This window comes from Martelella sp. AMO21009, from assembly GCF_053484295.1.
Map to the genome: position 1 here is coordinate 402,236 of NZ_JBAKFR010000002.1, position 17,575 is coordinate 419,810.

At 63.8% G+C, this 17,575-nt stretch carries 15 protein-coding genes; 11 read left to right on the forward strand and 4 right to left on the reverse strand.

Annotation, left to right across the window (positions count from 1 at the left end; translation table 11 throughout):
- Positions 1-199: 199 nt before the first annotated feature.
- Positions 200-1,486: an Hsp70 family protein gene (locus V6766_RS04120; protein ID WP_448463860.1), complete on the forward strand. Its 1,287-nt coding sequence runs from the start codon at positions 200-202 to the stop codon at positions 1,484-1,486.
- Positions 1,487-1,588: 102 nt separating this feature from the next.
- Here V6766_RS04120 and V6766_RS04125 read toward each other — a convergent pair whose 3' ends face one another.
- Positions 1,589-3,073 (reverse strand): M81 family metallopeptidase, encoded by a 1,485-nt coding sequence (locus tag V6766_RS04125; RefSeq protein WP_448463862.1) that lies wholly within the window; start codon positions 3,071-3,073, stop codon positions 1,589-1,591.
- A 29-nt stretch (positions 3,074-3,102) separates the two neighbouring features.
- Entirely contained in the window at positions 3,103-3,579 is a 477-nt protein-coding gene (locus tag V6766_RS04130) for a hypothetical protein (RefSeq protein ID WP_448463864.1), read from the reverse strand.
- A 249-nt stretch (positions 3,580-3,828) separates the two neighbouring features.
- Between V6766_RS04130 and V6766_RS04135 the strand changes: the two genes are divergently transcribed.
- From V6766_RS04135 to V6766_RS04155, 5 genes are all read left to right on the forward strand, one after another.
- Entirely contained in the window at positions 3,829-4,692 is an 864-nt protein-coding gene (locus V6766_RS04135) for a MurR/RpiR family transcriptional regulator (protein ID WP_448463866.1), read from the forward strand.
- A gap of 43 nt (positions 4,693-4,735) precedes the next feature.
- Positions 4,736-6,667 (forward strand): beta-N-acetylhexosaminidase, encoded by a 1,932-nt coding sequence (locus V6766_RS04140; protein ID WP_448463868.1) that lies wholly within the window; start codon positions 4,736-4,738, stop codon positions 6,665-6,667.
- Positions 6,668-6,675: 8 nt separating this feature from the next.
- Positions 6,676-8,139 carry a M81 family metallopeptidase gene (locus V6766_RS04145; RefSeq protein WP_448463871.1) on the forward strand — a complete coding sequence of 488 codons (1,464 nt, stop codon included), beginning with the start codon at positions 6,676-6,678 and terminating at the stop codon, positions 8,137-8,139.
- Positions 8,140-8,280: 141 nt separating this feature from the next.
- Positions 8,281-9,474: an MFS transporter gene (locus V6766_RS04150; protein WP_448463873.1), complete on the forward strand. Its 1,194-nt coding sequence runs from the start codon at positions 8,281-8,283 to the stop codon at positions 9,472-9,474.
- Positions 9,471-10,181 (forward strand): copper homeostasis protein CutC, encoded by a 711-nt coding sequence (locus V6766_RS04155; RefSeq protein ID WP_448463875.1) that lies wholly within the window; start codon positions 9,471-9,473, stop codon positions 10,179-10,181. The genes V6766_RS04150 and V6766_RS04155 overlap by 4 nt, the downstream gene beginning before the upstream one ends.
- A 36-nt stretch (positions 10,182-10,217) precedes the next feature.
- Here V6766_RS04155 and V6766_RS04160 read toward each other — a convergent pair whose 3' ends face one another.
- Positions 10,218-11,264: an alanine racemase gene (locus tag V6766_RS04160; RefSeq protein WP_448463877.1), complete on the reverse strand. Its 1,047-nt coding sequence runs from the start codon at positions 11,262-11,264 to the stop codon at positions 10,218-10,220.
- Positions 11,265-11,298: 34 nt separating this feature from the next.
- Positions 11,299-12,093 carry an SDR family oxidoreductase gene (locus V6766_RS04165; RefSeq protein ID WP_448463879.1) on the reverse strand — a complete coding sequence of 265 codons (795 nt, stop codon included), beginning with the start codon at positions 12,091-12,093 and terminating at the stop codon, positions 11,299-11,301.
- A gap of 190 nt (positions 12,094-12,283) precedes the next feature.
- Here V6766_RS04165 and V6766_RS04170 point away from each other — a divergent pair, with 190 nt between their 5' ends.
- From V6766_RS04170 to V6766_RS04190, 5 genes are all read left to right on the forward strand, one after another.
- Positions 12,284-12,670 (forward strand): RidA family protein, encoded by a 387-nt coding sequence (locus tag V6766_RS04170; protein ID WP_448463881.1) that lies wholly within the window; start codon positions 12,284-12,286, stop codon positions 12,668-12,670.
- A gap of 120 nt (positions 12,671-12,790) precedes the next feature.
- The gene (locus tag V6766_RS04175) at positions 12,791-14,023 is read left to right on the forward strand and encodes an MFS transporter (RefSeq protein WP_448463883.1); all 1,233 of its coding nucleotides are present in this window, start codon (positions 12,791-12,793) and stop codon (positions 14,021-14,023) included.
- A gap of 258 nt (positions 14,024-14,281) precedes the next feature.
- Positions 14,282-16,798 carry an ATP-binding protein gene (locus tag V6766_RS04180; protein WP_448463885.1) on the forward strand — a complete coding sequence of 839 codons (2,517 nt, stop codon included), beginning with the start codon at positions 14,282-14,284 and terminating at the stop codon, positions 16,796-16,798.
- Entirely contained in the window at positions 16,795-17,238 is a 444-nt protein-coding gene (tsaE, locus tag V6766_RS04185; RefSeq protein WP_448463887.1) for a tRNA (adenosine(37)-N6)-threonylcarbamoyltransferase complex ATPase subunit type 1 TsaE, read from the forward strand. The genes V6766_RS04180 and tsaE overlap by 4 nt, the downstream gene beginning before the upstream one ends.
- A gap of 183 nt (positions 17,239-17,421) precedes the next feature.
- A partial coding sequence (locus V6766_RS04190; protein WP_448463914.1) for a transposase family protein occupies positions 17,422-17,575 on the forward strand: 154 nt, incomplete at its 3' end.

The following is a 17,575-nucleotide window of genomic DNA, read 5'->3' on the forward strand; positions in this document are numbered from 1 at the left end:
CGCCGGCCCGGTGCGCCCGCAGATATCGCCTCGCTCTTCGGGTCACCCTCGGGCTTGACCCGAGGTTCCAGGCAAAGTTCTCCGTGTGGCCTGGATGCTCGGGTCGAGCCCGAGCATGACCCATTGCAAACTTGGTGATCTTGTCGGCTGCCCGAGATGGTAATCGCCGGCCCTTGCCCACCACGACAGGATAAGCCCCATGACCGCGCTCGGCCTCGACTTCGGCACGACCAACACCGTGATCGCGATCCCCGGCGCAAGCGCCGGCGAAACCCGCTCGCTTGCCTTCGAAAGCCGCGCCGGGATCACCGATACGATGCGCACCTGCCTCTCCTTCATGAAGGACCGGCAGGCGGGCTTCGGCGCGCCGCTGGCGACCGAGGCGGGGGCTGCGGCGATCCGCACGCTGATCGACCATCCCGGCGAGTGCCGGTTCCTGCAATCGATCAAGACCTATGCGGCAAGCCCGCTGTTCAAGGAGACCGCCGTGCTCGGCCGCCGGCATACATTTGCCGACCTGATGGCGGTGTTTCTGGAAAAGCTGATGACCTATGCCGGCGATGGCTGGCCCGCCGATGTCTCGCGCGTCGTCGCCGGCCGGCCGGTGCGCTTTGCCGGCATCGGCGCGGATGAAGAGCTGGCGCTTTTGCGCTATAACGACGCGCTGTCGCGTTTCGGCTTTCCCGAAATCCGCTTCGTGCTGGAGCCGGTGGCGGCGGCCTGGTATTTCGCCGAGCGGCTGACCAGCGATGCCAATGTTCTGGTCGCCGATTTCGGCGGCGGCACCACCGACTATTCGATCATCCGGTTTTCGAAGGCAGCCGGAAAGCTCTCAGCCAAGCCTCTGTCCCACTCCGGCGTCGGCGTTGCCGGCGACATGTTCGACTACCGGATCATCGACAATGTGGTGAGCCCGATGATCGGCAAGGGCACGCATTACAAAAGCTTCGGCAAGACGCTCGACGTGCCGTCCAACTACTACGCCAATTTCGGCCGCTGGAGCCAGCTTTCGATCTTCAAGACCACCCGCGACTTCACGGATCTGAAAAGCCTGGTGCGCGACGCCACCGACCCGGACGCGCTGGAACTGTTCATCGAGCTGATCGAGAATGACGAGGGCTATCCGCTCTATGAAGCGGTTTCGGCCACAAAGCGGGCGCTATCGGAAGCCGACGAAGCCGAATTCTTCTTCGCGCCGCTCGGGCACGACAGCCGCCGCACAATCCGCCGGACGGATTTCGAAGGCTGGATCGCCGGCGAACTCGCCCAGATAGAGGCGGCGCTCGACGAGGCCATCGACGGCGCCGGTCTTCAACCGAGGGACATCGACAAGGTGTTTCTTACCGGCGGCACCTCCTTCGTGCCGGCGGTGCGCCAGATTTTCGAGAACCGGTTTGCGGATATCGAGACCGGCGGCGAACTGCTGTCGATCGCCCATGGTCTGACGCTGATCGGAAAGGATGATGCGTTTGCGGCAGGCCTGTGACAACGGGCCTTGCCGGAAAGAGCGGAGCGGACGTCAAAATATAGATGTCGCAGCCGCCAAGCTTCCGTCAGGGGCAGGGCGGCAAAGCGCGGAGCTTCATCCTCAGCCGACGCCGCGCTCCGCCACATCAAGCCCATGCGGGTCGTCCACCATCGGCCAGATGTCGCGCGGGGCGTATTTATAGGCGGTGAGCCGGGGATTGTTGGGGTAGGGCGTGCCGGCGGCGCAGTAGATGATCTCGTTCGAAATCCGCGAAAACGCCGCGTGGAAATGGTTGGTCGACTTGATGACCAGAATATCCTTTTTAAGCGGATCGATGCCCATCGCGGTGAACAGCGAGGGGTCGTAGCTTTGCGCGCGCACGGTGTTGAGGATGATCTCTATGCCGGCAAGCCGCACCGTCACTGCCGGGCCGAAGGGCACGATGCTGTCGCCGAAGCGCATTTCGGCATGGGCATTGATCTTTTCCACCCGCACGGTGCCGTCGATCGGCGCGCCGGTGCCCGGCGCCGATTTGGCGCCGATGCGCAGCGGGATTTCCGCGCCCTCGCCGGCGGCCATGGCGATGCTGACGGCGACCGGATCCCAGATCGTGCCGACCGCGGTATTGGTTGCTCCCTGGCGCAGCAGTTCGGCCAGCACCACCGTGGCATCGCCCGCCGTGCCGCCGCCCGGATTGTCCCACATATCGGCGATCACCACCGGACGTTTGTTCGATAGCAGCGCCTGACGCACGGCCTGGGTTTCATCGATCTCCGGCATGCGGAAGGTTCCGCGTTTTTCGAAAAGCGCCATGCCGAGCTCGCGCGCGAGCCGTTCGCCCTTTTGCGGATTGCCATCGGTGACCGCGATCATCTTGGTGCCCATTTCCGGCACGTCGCCGGCCATGAAGCCGTGGATCACCGACAGCGACAGGATTTCCGGATCGGCCTTTTCCAGCGATATCAGCCGGTCGACGAAGCCGCGCATCGGATCGCGCGAGGTTGGAAACACGTCGATCATGCGACAGTCGAACACCGACATCACCGGTTTCACCCGGCCTTCCAGCGTATCGAGCGCGATCCGCCACAGATCGCTGGCGCGTTCGACGAAATCGGTATGCGGGAATTCCTTGAAGGCGACGAAGAAATCGGCGGCCGCAACCCGTTTTGCCGTCAGATGGCTGTGCGGGTCCAGCTCGGCGCAGACCAGAATGTCCGGTCCGACGATCTCTCTTATGCGCGTCAGCAGATCGCCCTCCGGGTCCTGATAGCCGGCGGCCACCATCGCGCCGTGCAGGCCGAGCACGACGGCATCGACGGGGAGCGCGGCGCGCAACTGGCCGAGGATTTCGTCGCGCAGGCCCTCATAGGCCTGGCGATTGACGAGGCCGGCGGGATCGGCCCAGGCGGCGGTGCCCTCGATCAGCTCGAAATTGCGCTCGCGGGCAAAGAGGCGGCCGACCGTGACCGGCGCGGTGCAGAGGGTCGGCGTATCGGGATGCGTTCCGGGCGAAGCATAAAAAGAGGCGATGAAGGCGGAGCGATCGATGCAGATCGGCGAAAACGTGTTCGATTCCGTTGCCAGCGCCGCCGTGAAAATCCGCATCGTCCGTTCCCCCCTGCCGTCTGTCCGACCTAAAACGGATGCGGCAGGTAGCCGGTAAAGCCGGCGATCTTCCAGCTTCCGTCCTCGCGCCGGCAATAATAAAGCGTCTGCCAGTTCATGCTGTCAAATTCGCCGTCGGCGCGTCTGATGCCGCCGTCGAATTTCTTGCGCACCAGCGCGCTGCCGCCGGAAATCTCGATCTCCTCCAGCCTTGTCGCGTTGAAGATCGCGCTGCGCGGATCGTCGGCATACTGGCCCTTGGCGAAGTCCTGCGCCTGGCGCAGCCATTCATCGCGGTAATGATCGAGATCGGGAAAGCCGAGCCGCCAGTCGTCCGGGTTGCGCTGCCGCCCGGCATCAAGGGCGAAGAAACCGACCGTGACGAAATCCTCGGCGACCATCGACCAGTCGGCGGCAAGAAAGGCATCGATATCGCGCGGCACCAGCATCTCCCATATCGCGCGTCGGTCCTGATCGGTGAAGGGATTGGCGAAGGGATCACGCATTTTGGGGCCGTCTATCTAAATTTTTTTCGTGAACGGGGATTTTCTCTAGCCAGAATTCCGTTTTTATGGTGCCATGTCAACGAATAAAGAAAATAATTTGCATAGAGCATCGGGCGAAAAAGTGGAATCCGGTTTTTCGATAACCCGATGCGTCAAAACAAAGAGCCCGACCATCCTGAAACTTTGCGCTAAGCTGGCTCGGATTCAGGAACGGCGCTCGGCGCCGGCATAGGGGGAGTGTCGCAGGACATGGATATTTTCGCGGTTCTACAGGAACAGCAGGACCAGTTTTCGCAGGCTGAGAAGCGCATCTGCGATATACTGCTCAATGATTTCGATTTCGCGGTCAACGCCTCGATCGTGGAGCTCGCCGAACGCGCCGGCGTTTCCGCGCCAACGGTGACCCGCTTCTGCCGTCGCCTGTCCTGCCAGAACTTTGCCGATTTCAAGGTCCAGCTTGCGAAGACCGCCTATGTCGGCGTGCGCTATCTCAATCCGGAGGCCAGAAGCTCGGGCGCGTCCGAAGTCGCCGCCGATGTCGTCACCAAGGCACAGAACGCGCTGTTTTTGATGCACCGCGCGCTCGATCTCGAGGCGGTCGAGAAGGCGGCCGCCATGATCGCCGACGCTCGGATGATCTATGCCTTCGGCGCGGGCGGCAATTCCTCGATGATCGCTGCGGAGCTGCAGAATCGGCTGTTCCGGCTTGGCAAGCAGATCACCGCCAGCGCCGACCATTCGATGCAGCTGATGATGACCTCTGCGGCGGATCCACGGGACGTGATCGTCGGCTCCTCGTTTTCCGGCCGCAACCACGAGCTTGCCCGTACGCTCGAGATCGCGAAACGGGCGGGCCTGAAAACGGTGGCGCTGACGCAGAGCGAGAGCATCGTCGCGCGCGCCGCCGATTGCGTCATCGGCATCGACCTGCCGGAGGGCGAGAACATCTTCCGCCCGACATCGACCCGTTTCGCCTATCTTGCGGCAATCGACATTCTCGCCAATCTGGTCGCCTATCGCACCCGCGACCATGCCGCCGTCACGCTCCGCAACATCAAAACCCAACTCGTCCTTCACCGCGACAAGGAAGACAGCCAGCTTCTCGGCGACTGATCTTTCTCGCGCGGCAACACCACGCATAAACAAAGAGGGGTCCATGACCAACGCAGCGTCCAGTTCCTTATTCCGTCTCGAAAATGCATGGCGTCCGGTTGAGGGCGACCCCACCGGGGCGCTCGATTTCCGTCTCGTCAATCTCTCCGACGCGCCGATTTCCGGGTTTTCGCTCGCCTATACCTCGCTCACCCGGGTGAGCGGCGTCTCGAAGTTCGAAAACGCGATCTTCATGGAGCGCAACGCCAATTACCACGCGTTCAAGGCGCCGGAAGGCCTCGTGCTTCAGCCCGGCGAGAGCTGGTCGTTCTCGGTGGTGGGGCTGACGCGCCCGGCCAAGCACCGCACCGATGGCGCCAAGTCCGCCTTTCTGATCCTTGAGGACGAACGCTATGTCGATGTAGCCTGCGACGACCTTATGCTTTCCGGCGGCGTGGCCGAGCGCCCGCGCCCGCTGCTGCCGGAGGGCAAGATCGATGAGCCCTGGTTCATCCTGCCCTGGCCGGCAGCGCTCTCGCTCGATCCGGCGGAAGAGCCGCCGGTGGCGCTTTATCCGGCGGAAGGCAGCGCCCTTGAGGCCGTGAAATCCGTCGATGGCGTAATCGCGCTGTTTTCGCGCCTGTTTGAAAGCGGTCATGTGCCGTTCAGCCTCGCGCCGGTCGAGGGCGGTCAGGCGATCGTCTTCGAAACTGATGCGGCCATGGGAAAAGAATCCTATGCCATCGGCTTCGGCGATACGATCACGATCCGGGCTGCGACCGCCACCGGCCGCCAATACGCGCTGACCGTGCTGGCGCAGATGCTGTCGGCCGCCCGCGAGAAAGGGTCGGCCTTCCGCTTCCCGGCCTCCGGCACGATCGAGGACGCGCCGCGCTATGGCTGGCGCGGCACCCATCTCGATGTCTCGCGCCAGTTCTACGAGACCGCCGATCTTCTGCGCCTTCTCGATATCCTCGCCTGGCACCGGATGAACATCTTCCACTGGCATCTGACTGATGACGAAGCCTGGCGGCTCGAGATCAAGGCCTATCCCTCTCTGACGGAAATCGGCGCCACCCGCGCGCCGGGCACGAAAATGCCGCCGCAGCTCGGCAATGGCGCAAATCCGGTGCGCGGCTTCTATAGCCAGGATGATGTCCGCGCCGTGGTGTCGCACGCGGCCGCGCTCGGCATTGATGTCATCCCGGAAGTCGATATTCCCGGCCATGCGACCGCCGCGCTTGCCGCCCTTCCCGAGCTTGCCGACGGGCAGGAGGCGCCGGAAAGCTACCATTCGGTGCAGGGTTTCCCCAACAATGCGCTGAACCCGGCGATCGAGGAGACCTATGTGTTCCTCGGCAAGGTGTTCGACGAGATGGTCGAGCTTTTCCCGGCCCGCTACATCCATATCGGCGGCGATGAGGTGGCCGACAACACCTGGCTTGCCTCGCCGCTCGCCCGCGCGCTGATGGAAAAGGAAGGGATCGACGGCACGTTCGGCCTACAATCTTATTTCATGAAGCGCATTCAGAAGATGCTTGCCGAACGCGGCAGGACGCTCGCCGGCTGGGACGAGGTCTCCCATGGCGGCGGGGTCGAACGCGATGGCACGCTGCTGATGGCATGGCAGAAGCCCGAGGTTGGCATCGCGCTGGCCAAGGACGGCTACGACGTGGTGATGACGCCGGGTCAAGCCTATTATCTCGACATGGTGCAGGACGAGGCCTTCCAGGAGCCGGGCGCGAGCTGGGCCGGCACCGTGCCGCCGGAACACAGCTACAATTACGAGGCCGAGGGCGATTTCCCCGAGGAACTGAAGGCGCGAATGCGCGGCGTCCAGTCCTGCATCTGGAGCGAGCACTTCCTGTCGCGTGGTTATTTCAACCATCTGGTCTTTCCGCGCATTTCGGCGGTGGCCGAGGCCGGCTGGACGCCGAAGGGCCGCAAGAACTGGCTGCGCTTTGCGGCCCTTGCCCCCAAAAGCCCGAAACTGTGAGGCGGACAATGACGTTCAGGATCGCTGTCGGCGGCATCCACACCGAATGCTCGACCGGCAACCCGGCGCTGATGACGGCGGAAAATTTTCGCGTTCTCGAAGGCAATGCCTTGCCGAAGGCGGATTATTTCAGTTTTCTGCATGATGCGAGCAATGTCGAAATCTTACCGCTGCTCCATGCCCGCGCCGTGCCGGGCGGGCCGGTTTCCGCCAAGACCTATCAGGCGTTCAAGGCCGATTTTCTGAAGCGTCTGGAGAAAAGCCTGCCGCTGGACGGGCTTTATCTCGCCATGCATGGCGCGATGAATGTCGAATGCATGGACGATGCCGAGGCTGACTGGATTTCGGCCGCGGGGGAAGTGGTCGGCGTGGACTGCCCGATCGCCGTTTCCTACGATCTTCACGGCAATGTCAGCCAGACGATTATCGACCAGATCGATATTTTTGCCGGCTATCGCACCGCGCCGCATATCGATGTGCGCGAAACCATGGTCCGGGCCTATTCGATGCTGGTGAAATCGCTCGAGACCGGCGTGCGCCCCGGCGTGATCTGGGCCCCGGTGCCGGTGCTTTTGCCGGGCGAACGAACCTCGACCGAGGATGAACCCGCTGCGTCGCTCTATCGCAAGCTTCCCGATATCGACACCCGCGATGGCATCTGGGACGCCAATCTGATGGTCGGCTATGTCTGGGCCGACGAACCGCGCGCCACCGCCTGCGCCGTGGTGACGGCGACCGACCGGGCGGCGGCCGAGAAGGCAGCAAGCGAGATCGCGCTCTCCTATTGGGATGCCCGTGAGGACTTCGCCTTCGGCCCCGTCACCGGTCCGCTGGAAGAGATGCTGGAGATCGCCGAGAGGGCGGACACGAAACCCGTCATCCTGGCCGATTCCGGCGACAATCCCACGGGCGGCGGGGTCGGCGACCGTGCCGATGTGCTGGTGGCGCTGATCGAACGCGGTTTCGACGACGCCCTGATCGCCGGCATTGCCGACCGGCCGGCGGTGGAGGATTGTTTCGCCGCTGGCAAGGGCGCGGTGCTCGATCTTTTCATCGGCGGCACGCTCGATGACAGAAGTCCCTCGGCGACCGCCACGGCCCGCGTCATCCGCCTCGACGATCCGGCAGGCCCCGACGAGCGGCAGGCCGTGGTCGAAACGGGCGGCATCACTATCGTGCTGTCGGCGCGCAGGCGTCCCTACCACAATATCGCGGATTTCGCGCAGCTTGGCCTCGATCCCAGGGCCTTTCGGCTGCTGGTGGTCAAGTCCGGATATCTTTCGCCCGAGCTCGCGCCGATCGCCAATCCGAACCTGATGGCGCTCACCGATGGCGCGGTCAACCAGGATATCGAGGCCCTGCCCAACCAGAGGCGGCGCGGGCCGTGCTATCCGTTCCAGCGCGATTTCGCCTATGCGCCCGAGCCGCGCGCCTCGAAGCGGTGGAAGACGGCGCATGACGGCGGTGAATGAGCCATGGGCGTCGCGGCGCTGAGAAGAGATCGGCGCTGCCCGCCGGCAACAGCGAGAGAGGCTTTCGCGGCGGCGCGATTGCGGATATTGCGCTGGTGGATATCTTCTGAAAACGCCTCTCGTCCGATGGCCTGACCCCCGATGACCGACACAGTCTCGCTTATCCTGAAAAACCCGGCGATCCGCATATCGGCGGCGGGGGTTTTCTGTTTCGGCTTCGCGGGTGCCGCAACCTCGCCCTATCTCTCCGTCATCGGCATCCAGGAACTCGGGATGAGCGACCGGACCTATGCGTTGGTGATGGCGGCGGGGGCGCTGGTTTCGGTGGCGGCAAGCGTGCTGATCGGCAACCTCACCGACCGGCTCGGCAGTTACCGGCTGATGCTGACGCTTTGCGCCCTTTCGGGTTTCGTCGGCTTCACCGGCGTCTACCTTTTGCCGTCGATCGGCAGCTTCGCGCTGGCGAAGGTGGCGTTCATTCCGCTGTTTACGGCGCTTTATCCGCTGCTGTTCGCCAATGTCCGCACCGAAACGGCAAGCCTGCCCTCGGCGGAGGTGGCGTCCGTCAATTCCGGCATCAGGGCGGTGCTGTCGCTCTCCTGGGTGCTGGTGCCGGGCGTGGTCGGCGTCGCGCTCGCCGAAAGCAGCAATATGTTGCCCGCCTTTCTGTTTGCCGGTCTGGCGTCGCTCGCCTGTCTCGCGCTGTTCGTTTTCGGCATGGCAAAACCGGACAAGGCGCTGAAGATACGGCCGGCGGAGTCCTTTTTCAGGGCGTTCGCGGCGTTTTCGCAGCGCGGACTGTGGCTGCGCCTGCTGGCGGTCTCGCTGATCACGGCCATGCTGCATATGAACGGCGCGGTGCTGCCGCTGATCGTCACCGATCAGGCCGGCGGCGCGGTCGCCGATGTCGGCGTGCTGGTCGGCATCGTCGCCGGCCTCGAGATCGTGTTCATCATCGGCTGGGGCTATGCGGAGCGGTACGTGTCGCAGCTTGCGATCTTCGTCGTTGGCACGGTGATCTATGCGCTCTATTTGTTCCTGCTCGGCAATATCACGGCGGTCTGGCAGGCCTATGCGCTGACCGGGATCGCGGGCCTGGGAGCAGCGGCGATCATCTCGATCCCGGTGACCTATCTGCAGAACCTGATTGCCAACAAGGCCGGACTCGGCGCCTCGCTGATATCCGTCAACATGTTCGCGAGCGCCGGCATTGCGGCCGCGCAATTCGCGATCGGCACCAAGGTGACCGGCTATGCCGGAACCGCTATCTTGTCCGCCGCCGCCGGGTTCGCCGGCGCGCTGCTGGTGTTTTCTCTCGACCGGAGACGCTCATGACCCCAATCCTTGAAATCTGCGTCGGCGATATCGGCGGACTTGATACGGCGGTGGAAGCCGGCGCGGACCGGATCGAATTATGCGCGGCACTCGACCAGGGCGGGCTGACGCCGTCCACGGGGCTGATCGAGCTTGCCGCTGGCGCGCCCGTGCCCGTGCATGTGCTGATCCGCCCGCGCGCCGGCGGCTTCGTCTATTCGGCGCGGGAATTCGAAACCATGCTGCGCGATATCGCCTTTTGCCGGGCAGCGGGCATTGCCGGCGTGGTGATCGGCGCGCTCGACCGCAATCACGACCTCGACGCGGATGGACTTGCGACCCTCATCGCGGCGGCCCAGGGCATGGATATCACGCTCCACCGCGCCTTCGATCTCACCCGCGATCCCTTCGCGGCCCTTGATACGGCGATAAGCCTCGGCATTCCGCGCATTCTCACCTCCGGGCAGGAACAGCGTGCCAGTGAAGGCCGCGATCTGATCATCGAACTGGCGGAGGCTGCGAAGGGCCGGATCGCGCTGATGCCGGGCGGCGGGCTCAACCCCGAAAACGCGCATCTGTTTTTGGCGATCCCCTGCGTCAGAGAACTGCATGCCTCCTGCACGATGCGCCATCAGGCCGAGGCCTTGAAGCTGCAGGGGTTCGAGAGCGCTGCCCCCGGCCGCACCGATGCCGCGGCGATCCGGGCGATGAAAGCGGCGATGGCCTGAACCCGATGTCTCGGGACCAACGCGACGCCGGTTCCCTTATCGCGTCAGGCCGCGCGCATCCACCGGCCATTCGCTGATCTCGCCATCGGCCTCGACCCAGATCGCATCGTGCAGATTGGTCACCGGGCAGACATGGTTGGGCACGATGCGCAACCGCTCGCCGATCTCGGGTTTGGCGGCGGAGTGCGTCAGGTCGACCATGCCGTGTTCCTCGCTCAGCCGGTCGATCACGGCATCGGGATAGGCGCGGATCAGGCCATGGCCCGGCCCGCCCTTGCCGGAAGGGTCGCTGGTGAGCGATTTCGAGCCGGCGTCGATGATCGCGCGGTTTTCCTCCGGGCGGCTCACCACGGTGGCGATCACGTCGAAGGCGCAATCGGCAAGGCTGGCATGGCCGGCGCCGATCATCATCCGGTCATTGTAGATATAGGTGCCGACCCGGAGCTCATCGATCACGCCGAGTTCATGGACGCTGAAGGCATCCGGCGTGCCGCCGCCCGAGACCATCGGAATGGCGATCCCGGCGTCATCGAAGGCAGCGCGGGCGGCGTTGACGAAGATGACGGTGTTTTCGTTCGCCGGATAGGTCATCAGCCCGGCAAAGGTGAGATGCGGCGTATCGGCGATCTTGCGGGCGAGCGCCAGCGCATCCTCGACCCGCACCACGCCGGTGCGTTTCGCGCCGCTGTCGAATTCCACGAGAACGTCGATCGGATGGCCAGCGCTCGCGGCCGCCTCGGCGGCTGTGGCAAGGGCTTGCTCGCTATCGATCGCAACGGTCATTTTTGCCCGCGCGGCAAGGGCCGCCAGACGCTTCGCCTTGCCGATCAGCGGATAGGAAATCAGGATATCGTCGATCCCGGCATCGGCCATCACCTCGGCCTCGCCGAGCTTCTGGCAGGTGATGCCATGCGCCCCGAGCGCGAGCTGGCGCTTCGCCATCGCAATGCTCTTGTGGGTCTTGATATGCGGCCGCAGCCGGATGCCGTGGCGGTCGCAATAATCCTGCATGCGCTTCAGGTTGGCGTCGACAATGGCCAGATTGACGAGCGGGGCGGGGGTTTCGAGGTCTTCAAACGTCACATCATTTCCTTTCGGCGCGGTCCTGCGGATCGCCTCAGCGATCTTCCAGCGTCAGTTCGCGCGCCATTTGCAGATTGCCGGCCATCAGTCCGCCATCGACCGGCAATGTCACGCCGGAGATGAAGCCGGCATCGTCGGAGGCAAGGAAAGTCACCGCCTTGGCGATATCGACGGGCTTGGCGACGCGGCCAAGCGGATACCATTTTGTGAGCCCGTCGAGCACGTCGGGCTTTTTCGCGATCCGCGCGTCCCAGGCCGGCGTCTGCACCGTGCCGGGGCAGATGATGTTGGCGCGGATATTGTGCGCGCCATATTCGGTCGCCATGGTCCGCGTCAGGCTTTCAAGTCCGGCCTTTGCGGCGCTGTAGGCCGGCTGGCCGAGCGTGGTCAGCCCGTTGACCGAGCCGATCACCACGATCGCGCCGCGGCTGGCCGCCTTCATGCCGTCGATCACCGCGCGCACGGTGTTGAACGTGCCGGCGAGATTGTCGGCGACATCCTGGCGGAAGCTCTCCGGCGTGGTCTTGTCGAGCGTGGGCGAAGTGCCGCCGACAAAGGCGTTGGCGACGACGATATCGACCGGACCAAGTTCGCCGGTCGCCGCATCGACGGCAGACTTGAAGACCTCGTAGTCGGTGATGCTGGCCGCAGCACCCGAAACGGCGTGTCCCTCGGCCTTGAGGGACGCGACCGCCTCATCCACCTTGTCGGCGCGGATATCGCTGATGATGACGGCGGCGCCCTCGGCCAGGAAATCCTGCACCACCGCCGCGCCGACGCCGCCGACGCCGCCGGTGACGAGCGCGACCCGCCCTTCAAGTCGTTTCATCCGGCCTCTCCTCTGGTTCGGGTTGGTTTACCGATGCATAGCCGATGGATCGGGATCGGGAAAGCCTTCGTTGGAGAAGCAGGCCGCAGCCCTGCTACGGCGCTTTGGCGCGTTGCGCGAAGCGGTTTTTCTGTGGCAGGTGTGCTGGAGAATGACGGTCCATTTTGCCAAACCGAAGAAAGGCCTTTCCATGAGCAAGATCGAGCACTTCCACGCCGAAGGCGGCGCGTCCAATCCCGCACCTTTGAGCCCGGCCGTCCGTGCTGGCGATTTCGTTTACGTGTCAGGCCAGGTGCCGACGCTGGCCGATGGCTCGGTGGTCGCCCACGACGTCGAGACCCAGACAGCGCAGGTGATGCGCAATATCGAGGAGGCGCTGAAGCTCGCCGGCTGCGAACTCTCCGATATCTGCAAGACCACGGTGTGGCTGCACGATGCGCGCGATTTCGCCCGGTTCAACAAGGCCTATTCCGCGTTTTTCGAACAGGGCAAATTCCCGGCCCGCTCCACCACCGAAGCGCGGCTGATGATCAATATCCTGGTCGAGATCGAGGCGGTCGCCTACAAGCCGGTCTGAAATGGCGCCTAGTTAGACGCCCGATACATCACTGAAACCTTGGTTATCCTTCAAATCTATTCACTGTTCTTATGGCGGCAACGCTGCTAGATCGGAATTTTCGAAGGGTTTGAGGGGCAGATGCGCGGGCAATCGGAAACCACCCAGAACATGACCAGCATCATGGTCGCCGGCGGGCTCGTGCTGGCGCTGTCCTTCGGGGTGCGCTCGGTGCTCGGCGGGGTGATCGAACCGCTGTCCAACGACCTGTTTGGCGGACGGCTGGAGATCTTCTCGATCTCGCTTGCGATCCAGAACCTGGTGTGGGGGCTTGCCCAGCCGTTTTTCGGCATGCTGGCCGACAAATACGGCGACCGGCGCGCGATGTGGCTCGGCTTTGCCTTCTATGTGCTCGGCATGGGCATTTCCATCGTCGGCACCACGCCCTTTGCCCAGCATATGGGCGCGGGCGTGCTTGTCGGCATGGGCATTTCCGGCACGGCCTTCGGCACGGTGCTTGCGGTCGTCGGCCGCGCCGCGCCGCCGGAAAAGCGCGGCTTCTATCTCGGCGTGGCGTCTGCCACCGGCTCGGCCGGGCAGGCGATCCTGCCGTTTCTGGTCGCCTTCCTGATCACCCATTTCGACTGGCGCATGACGATGGCGATCCTGACGGCGCTGCTGGTGCCGATGGGGTTCGCGATTCCCTTCCTGAAGGTGAAGCAGGCGCCCGGCACCAGCGCGCCGCCGCCGATCGATCTGCCGCAGACGCTCAGGCAGGCCTTCGGCCACACCAGCTTCCTGATGCTGGGGCTCGGCTTCTTCGTCTGCGGCTTTCATCTCGCCTTCATTACCGCCCATTTGCCGACCTATGTGCAGAATTTCTGCGCCGGCACCGGCATGTCGCCTTCGCAATTGCGCGGGCTCGGCCTGCAGGCGCTGGCGCTGGCGGGTTTCGGCAACATCTTCGGAACGCTGCTTGCCTCCAAGCTCGGCAATATCTTTGCCAAGCCCCATGTGCTGGCGGCGATTTATGCGGCGCGGGCCGCCGTCATCCTGGTCTTCATCTGGCTGCCGTTGACGCCCGCCTCGGTGCTGATATTCGGCATGCTGATGGGCGGGCTGTGGCTTTCCACCGTGCCGCTCACCAGCGGGCTGATCGTGGTGATGTTCGGCCCGCGCGCCATGGGCACGCTGTTCGGTTTCGTGTTCCTGAGCCACCAGCTCGGCGGCTTCACCGGCGTCTGGCTCGGCGGCGCGTGGTTCGACCGCTACGGCAATTACGACATGATCTGGTATGCCGCAATCGTGCTCGGCCTTGTTTCGGCGCTGGTGCATCTGACGGTGCGCGAGCGCCCGGCCCCGGCTTTCGCCTGAAAGCCGGTCTCGTCTCCTTTTAAGACTTCCGAAAGCATGTCCGCATAATCTGGCAAGACGCCCGCCAGAATGGAGGCGCTTGCTTTATTTCCGCCGGACTCTTTTCGCGGATTCGTCAAGCGTCTATGTTTTGAAGGGGCGCGATTCGGCAATCGGCCGGATCTTCACGAACATGAAATGCCTTGGGGCAAAGCCGCTTCGAAAAAATGCGGCGCTGCCTCGACAATGGCGATTCCGCCAACAGCGCGGATCGCCGGAATGACGGATGGATTGATGGGCCGGGGCGGCACTCACAAGAACAAGCGGCATTCTCGCGTCGGGCGGCAGGCGTTTCGCCTGCTTCTGGCCGGCACCGCCCTGTCGCTGACGGCGGCTTCTGCCTTCGCCGCTGAAGCCGCTCCGCCGATGCTGTCGTCGCGCGAGGTCATGGCGCTTGCGACCTTTGGCGGCATACTGGCCGCCACCGTGCTGTCCACCCTCTGGTTCATGCGCCTGCGCGGCCGCACCGAGGCCGAGAATCAACGCCTTGCCGCCGAGCTTGAGGCCGAGCGCGAGCGGATTTCCAATCTCAAGGCGCTGAACGCGGAGAAAAACCGCCGCATCATTTTCTGGGAAGGCCCCGACAGCGCGCCGGAATTTCTAGGCGCGCTGCCGGATGAGGCCGGCGCGCCGGAAGATGACGACGCCTTCCTTTCCTTCGCCGACTGGCTGTCGCCCGGCAGCACCAAGCAGCTTGAGGCCGCTGTCGCCGCCCTGCGTAGCCGTGCCAAGGCCTTCGAGATGCTGGCCGAAACCAAAGGCGGCTATGTGCTGGAAGTGATCGGCGGCACCACCGGCGGACGCGCCCATGTGCGCTTCGGCGCGCTGGAATCGCTGCGCGCGGAACTGGCCGAACTGAAACTGGAGCACAAGCGCGCCAGGGCGGCGCTGTCCCGGTTCGAGACGCTGTTGAACGGCGTCGACGTGCCGGCATGGCAGCGCGATGGCGAGGGCCGGCTCACCTGGGTGAACCGCGCCTATGCTGCTGCTGTCGAGGCAAGCGATGCCGAGAGCGCGCTTTGCGAAAACCGCATGCTGCTGTCGGCTCCGACGCAGGAAAAACTCGACGGCAAGATCAGGGCCGGCGAGCCCTTCAAAGGCCGTCAGCCGGTGGTGACCGCCGGCGAACGCGCCTTCTATGATCTCACCGAAGTGCCGACTGGCGATGGCTCGGCGGGGCTCGCGATCGATGTCTCCGCCCTGCAGGCGAGCGAGACGGCGCTGGAGCAGACGCTTGAAAGCCATGCCGACACGCTGAACCATCTCAATACCGCTGTTGCGATCTTCGACGCCGACCGGCGGCTGAAATTCTACAATCAGGCCTTCGAGAAACTCTGGAAGCTCGACATGGGCTTTCTCGAAAGCCATCCCGACAATGGCGAACTGTTCGAGCGCCTGCGCGCCGATGGCAAGCTGCCGGAGCCGCATCTGTGGCGCGAGTGGAAGGACAAGGCGCTGTCGGTCTACCATTCCGTCGCGCCCTATAACGACCTCTGGTATCTGCCGAGCGGCGAGACGCTCTCCGTCTTCGCCTCCGCCCATCCGCGCGGCGGCACCACCTGGGTGTTCGAAAACCATACCGAACAGGTGGCGCTCAAGACCCGTTACAACACGCTGGTCAAGGTCCAGGGCGAGACCATCGATCATCTGTCCGAAGGGGTTGCCGTGTTCGGTCCGGACGGGCGGCTGAAGCTTTCCAATCCGGCCTTTCTTGGCCTGTGGCGGCTCGGCGAGAACGAGGCTGCGCCCGGCACCCATATCCGCGCGCTGATGCAGGTCGGCGACAAGGACGAGGAAGCGGCCAAGGGCTGGCGGCTGTTTGCCCGGATGATCACGTCGTTTGACGATGAGCGGGTTTCGCGCCAGGGCCGGCTGGAGCTTTCCTCCGGCGTTGTGCTCGATTACGCGGTGACGCCGCTGCCCAACGCCCAGACCATGCTGACCTTCGTCAACAAGACGGATTCGGTCAATGTCGAGCGCGCGCTGACGGAAAAGAACGACGCGCTGCGCAAGGCTGAGGAACTCAAGAACGCCTTCCTCGAACATGTCTCCCACGAGCTGCGCACACCGCTGACCTCGATCATGGGCTTCGCCGAGCTGCTGAAATCCGCCGAGATCGGACCGCTGACGGCGCGCCAGAGCAATTATGTCGATCACATCGCCAATTCCTCCTCGGTGCTGATGACCATCGTCAACGACATGATCGACCTGAAATCGGCCGATGCGGGCATTCTGCAGCTTGAATGCGACCGGATGTCGCTCGACGACCTGATCGATTCGGTCGCCGAGGATATTTCGAGCCGGCTGCAGGAAACCGGAGTGACGCTGGAAATCACCGCGCCGCCGAAGCTCGGCGAGATCACCGCCGATTTCCAGCGGCTGAAACAGGTGCTCTTGAAAATCCTCGGCAACGCCATCCGCTATGCGCCGCGCGGCTCGATCATCGCGCTGTCATGCTGGCGGGAAAACAGCGACTTCGTCTTTACCGTCACCGATAGCGGCCCGGGCATCAGCGATGATGCGCTCGAAAACGTGTTCTCCCGCTTCGAATCGGGCGGCAGGCAGGCGCAATATGCAGGCGCGGGTCTCGGGCTTGCAATCGTCGAGAGTTTCGTCGGCCTTCATCACGGCAAGATCTTCATCGATTCCGAAGCGGGCGCGGGGACCACCGTGTCCTGCCGGATTCCCGATGCCGTGGGCGAGAAGCGCTCCGCTGACATTATCGCTGCAGAATGAGCAGCTTCTTTCTTCCCGACGAAACCGCCACCATCGCCTTTGCCGGGCGTCTCGCGCCGCTTCTGACGGTAGGCGATTGCCTGCTGCTCGACGGCGATCTCGGTATGGGCAAGTCGACCTTTGCCCGCGCGCTGATCCGCGCCCGGCTCGGCGAACCCGATCTTGAGGTGCCGAGCCCGACCTTCACGCTCGTGCAGGTCTATGACGGCGACCCGCCGATCTGGCATTTCGACCTCTACCGGCTTTCCGATCCCGACGAACTGATCGAACTCGGCATCGACGAGGCGTTGGAGGATGGCTTGAGCCTGATCGAGTGGCCGGACCGGGGCGAGGGGTTGCTGCCGAAGGACGCCTTGCGGCTGGCCTTTGCCGAGGAGGGTGAGGGGCGGCGGGTGCGGCTTGCGGGCGCACGGGCCGGGGAACTGGCGGCGGTGCTGTAGAAGGCTTAGGAGCCCCTGATTTTCTTCCATGTCGGTGCAATGAGGAAGCGCTGTCTCCCCTCACCCGGCGCATACGCGCCACCCTCTCCCCTCCGGGGCCAGGGGAATCGCGTATGGCTTTTAAGCTATTGAATATTTGACGCAAATCGATTCAACTTCAGTCTTTCTGTTAAGGAGGGTTGGATGGACGGATTTGCGTCTCTTTTCGGGTCGGTTCCGGACCCTCGGGCGGCCAATGTCCGCTATTCGCTGAACAGCGTTTTGTTCATTGCCTTGGCGGCGGTGCTGTGCGGGGCCGAAACCTGTCAGGACATGGCCGACTTTGGCGTCTCCAAGC

Excerpts from the sequence above, each read along its gene's own strand:
- V6766_RS04120 (WP_448463860.1), top strand. The coding sequence starts at position 200 with ATGACCGCGCTCGGCCTCGACTTCGGCACGACCAACACCGTGATCGCG.
- V6766_RS04125 (WP_448463862.1), bottom strand. The coding sequence starts at position 3,073 with ATGCGGATTTTCACGGCGGCGCTGGCAACGGAATCGAACACGTTTTCG.
- V6766_RS04130 (WP_448463864.1), bottom strand. The coding sequence starts at position 3,579 with ATGCGTGATCCCTTCGCCAATCCCTTCACCGATCAGGACCGACGCGCG.
- V6766_RS04135 (WP_448463866.1), top strand. The coding sequence starts at position 3,829 with ATGGATATTTTCGCGGTTCTACAGGAACAGCAGGACCAGTTTTCGCAG.
- V6766_RS04140 (WP_448463868.1), top strand. The coding sequence starts at position 4,736 with ATGACCAACGCAGCGTCCAGTTCCTTATTCCGTCTCGAAAATGCATGG.
- V6766_RS04145 (WP_448463871.1), top strand. The coding sequence starts at position 6,676 with ATGACGTTCAGGATCGCTGTCGGCGGCATCCACACCGAATGCTCGACC.
- V6766_RS04150 (WP_448463873.1), top strand. The coding sequence starts at position 8,281 with ATGACCGACACAGTCTCGCTTATCCTGAAAAACCCGGCGATCCGCATA.
- V6766_RS04155 (WP_448463875.1), top strand. The coding sequence starts at position 9,471 with ATGACCCCAATCCTTGAAATCTGCGTCGGCGATATCGGCGGACTTGAT.
- V6766_RS04165 (WP_448463879.1), bottom strand. The coding sequence starts at position 12,093 with ATGAAACGACTTGAAGGGCGGGTCGCGCTCGTCACCGGCGGCGTCGGC.
- V6766_RS04170 (WP_448463881.1), top strand. The coding sequence starts at position 12,284 with ATGAGCAAGATCGAGCACTTCCACGCCGAAGGCGGCGCGTCCAATCCC.
- V6766_RS04175 (WP_448463883.1), top strand. The coding sequence starts at position 12,791 with ATGCGCGGGCAATCGGAAACCACCCAGAACATGACCAGCATCATGGTC.
- V6766_RS04180 (WP_448463885.1), top strand. The coding sequence starts at position 14,282 with ATGACGGATGGATTGATGGGCCGGGGCGGCACTCACAAGAACAAGCGG.
- tsaE (WP_448463887.1), top strand. The coding sequence starts at position 16,795 with ATGAGCAGCTTCTTTCTTCCCGACGAAACCGCCACCATCGCCTTTGCC.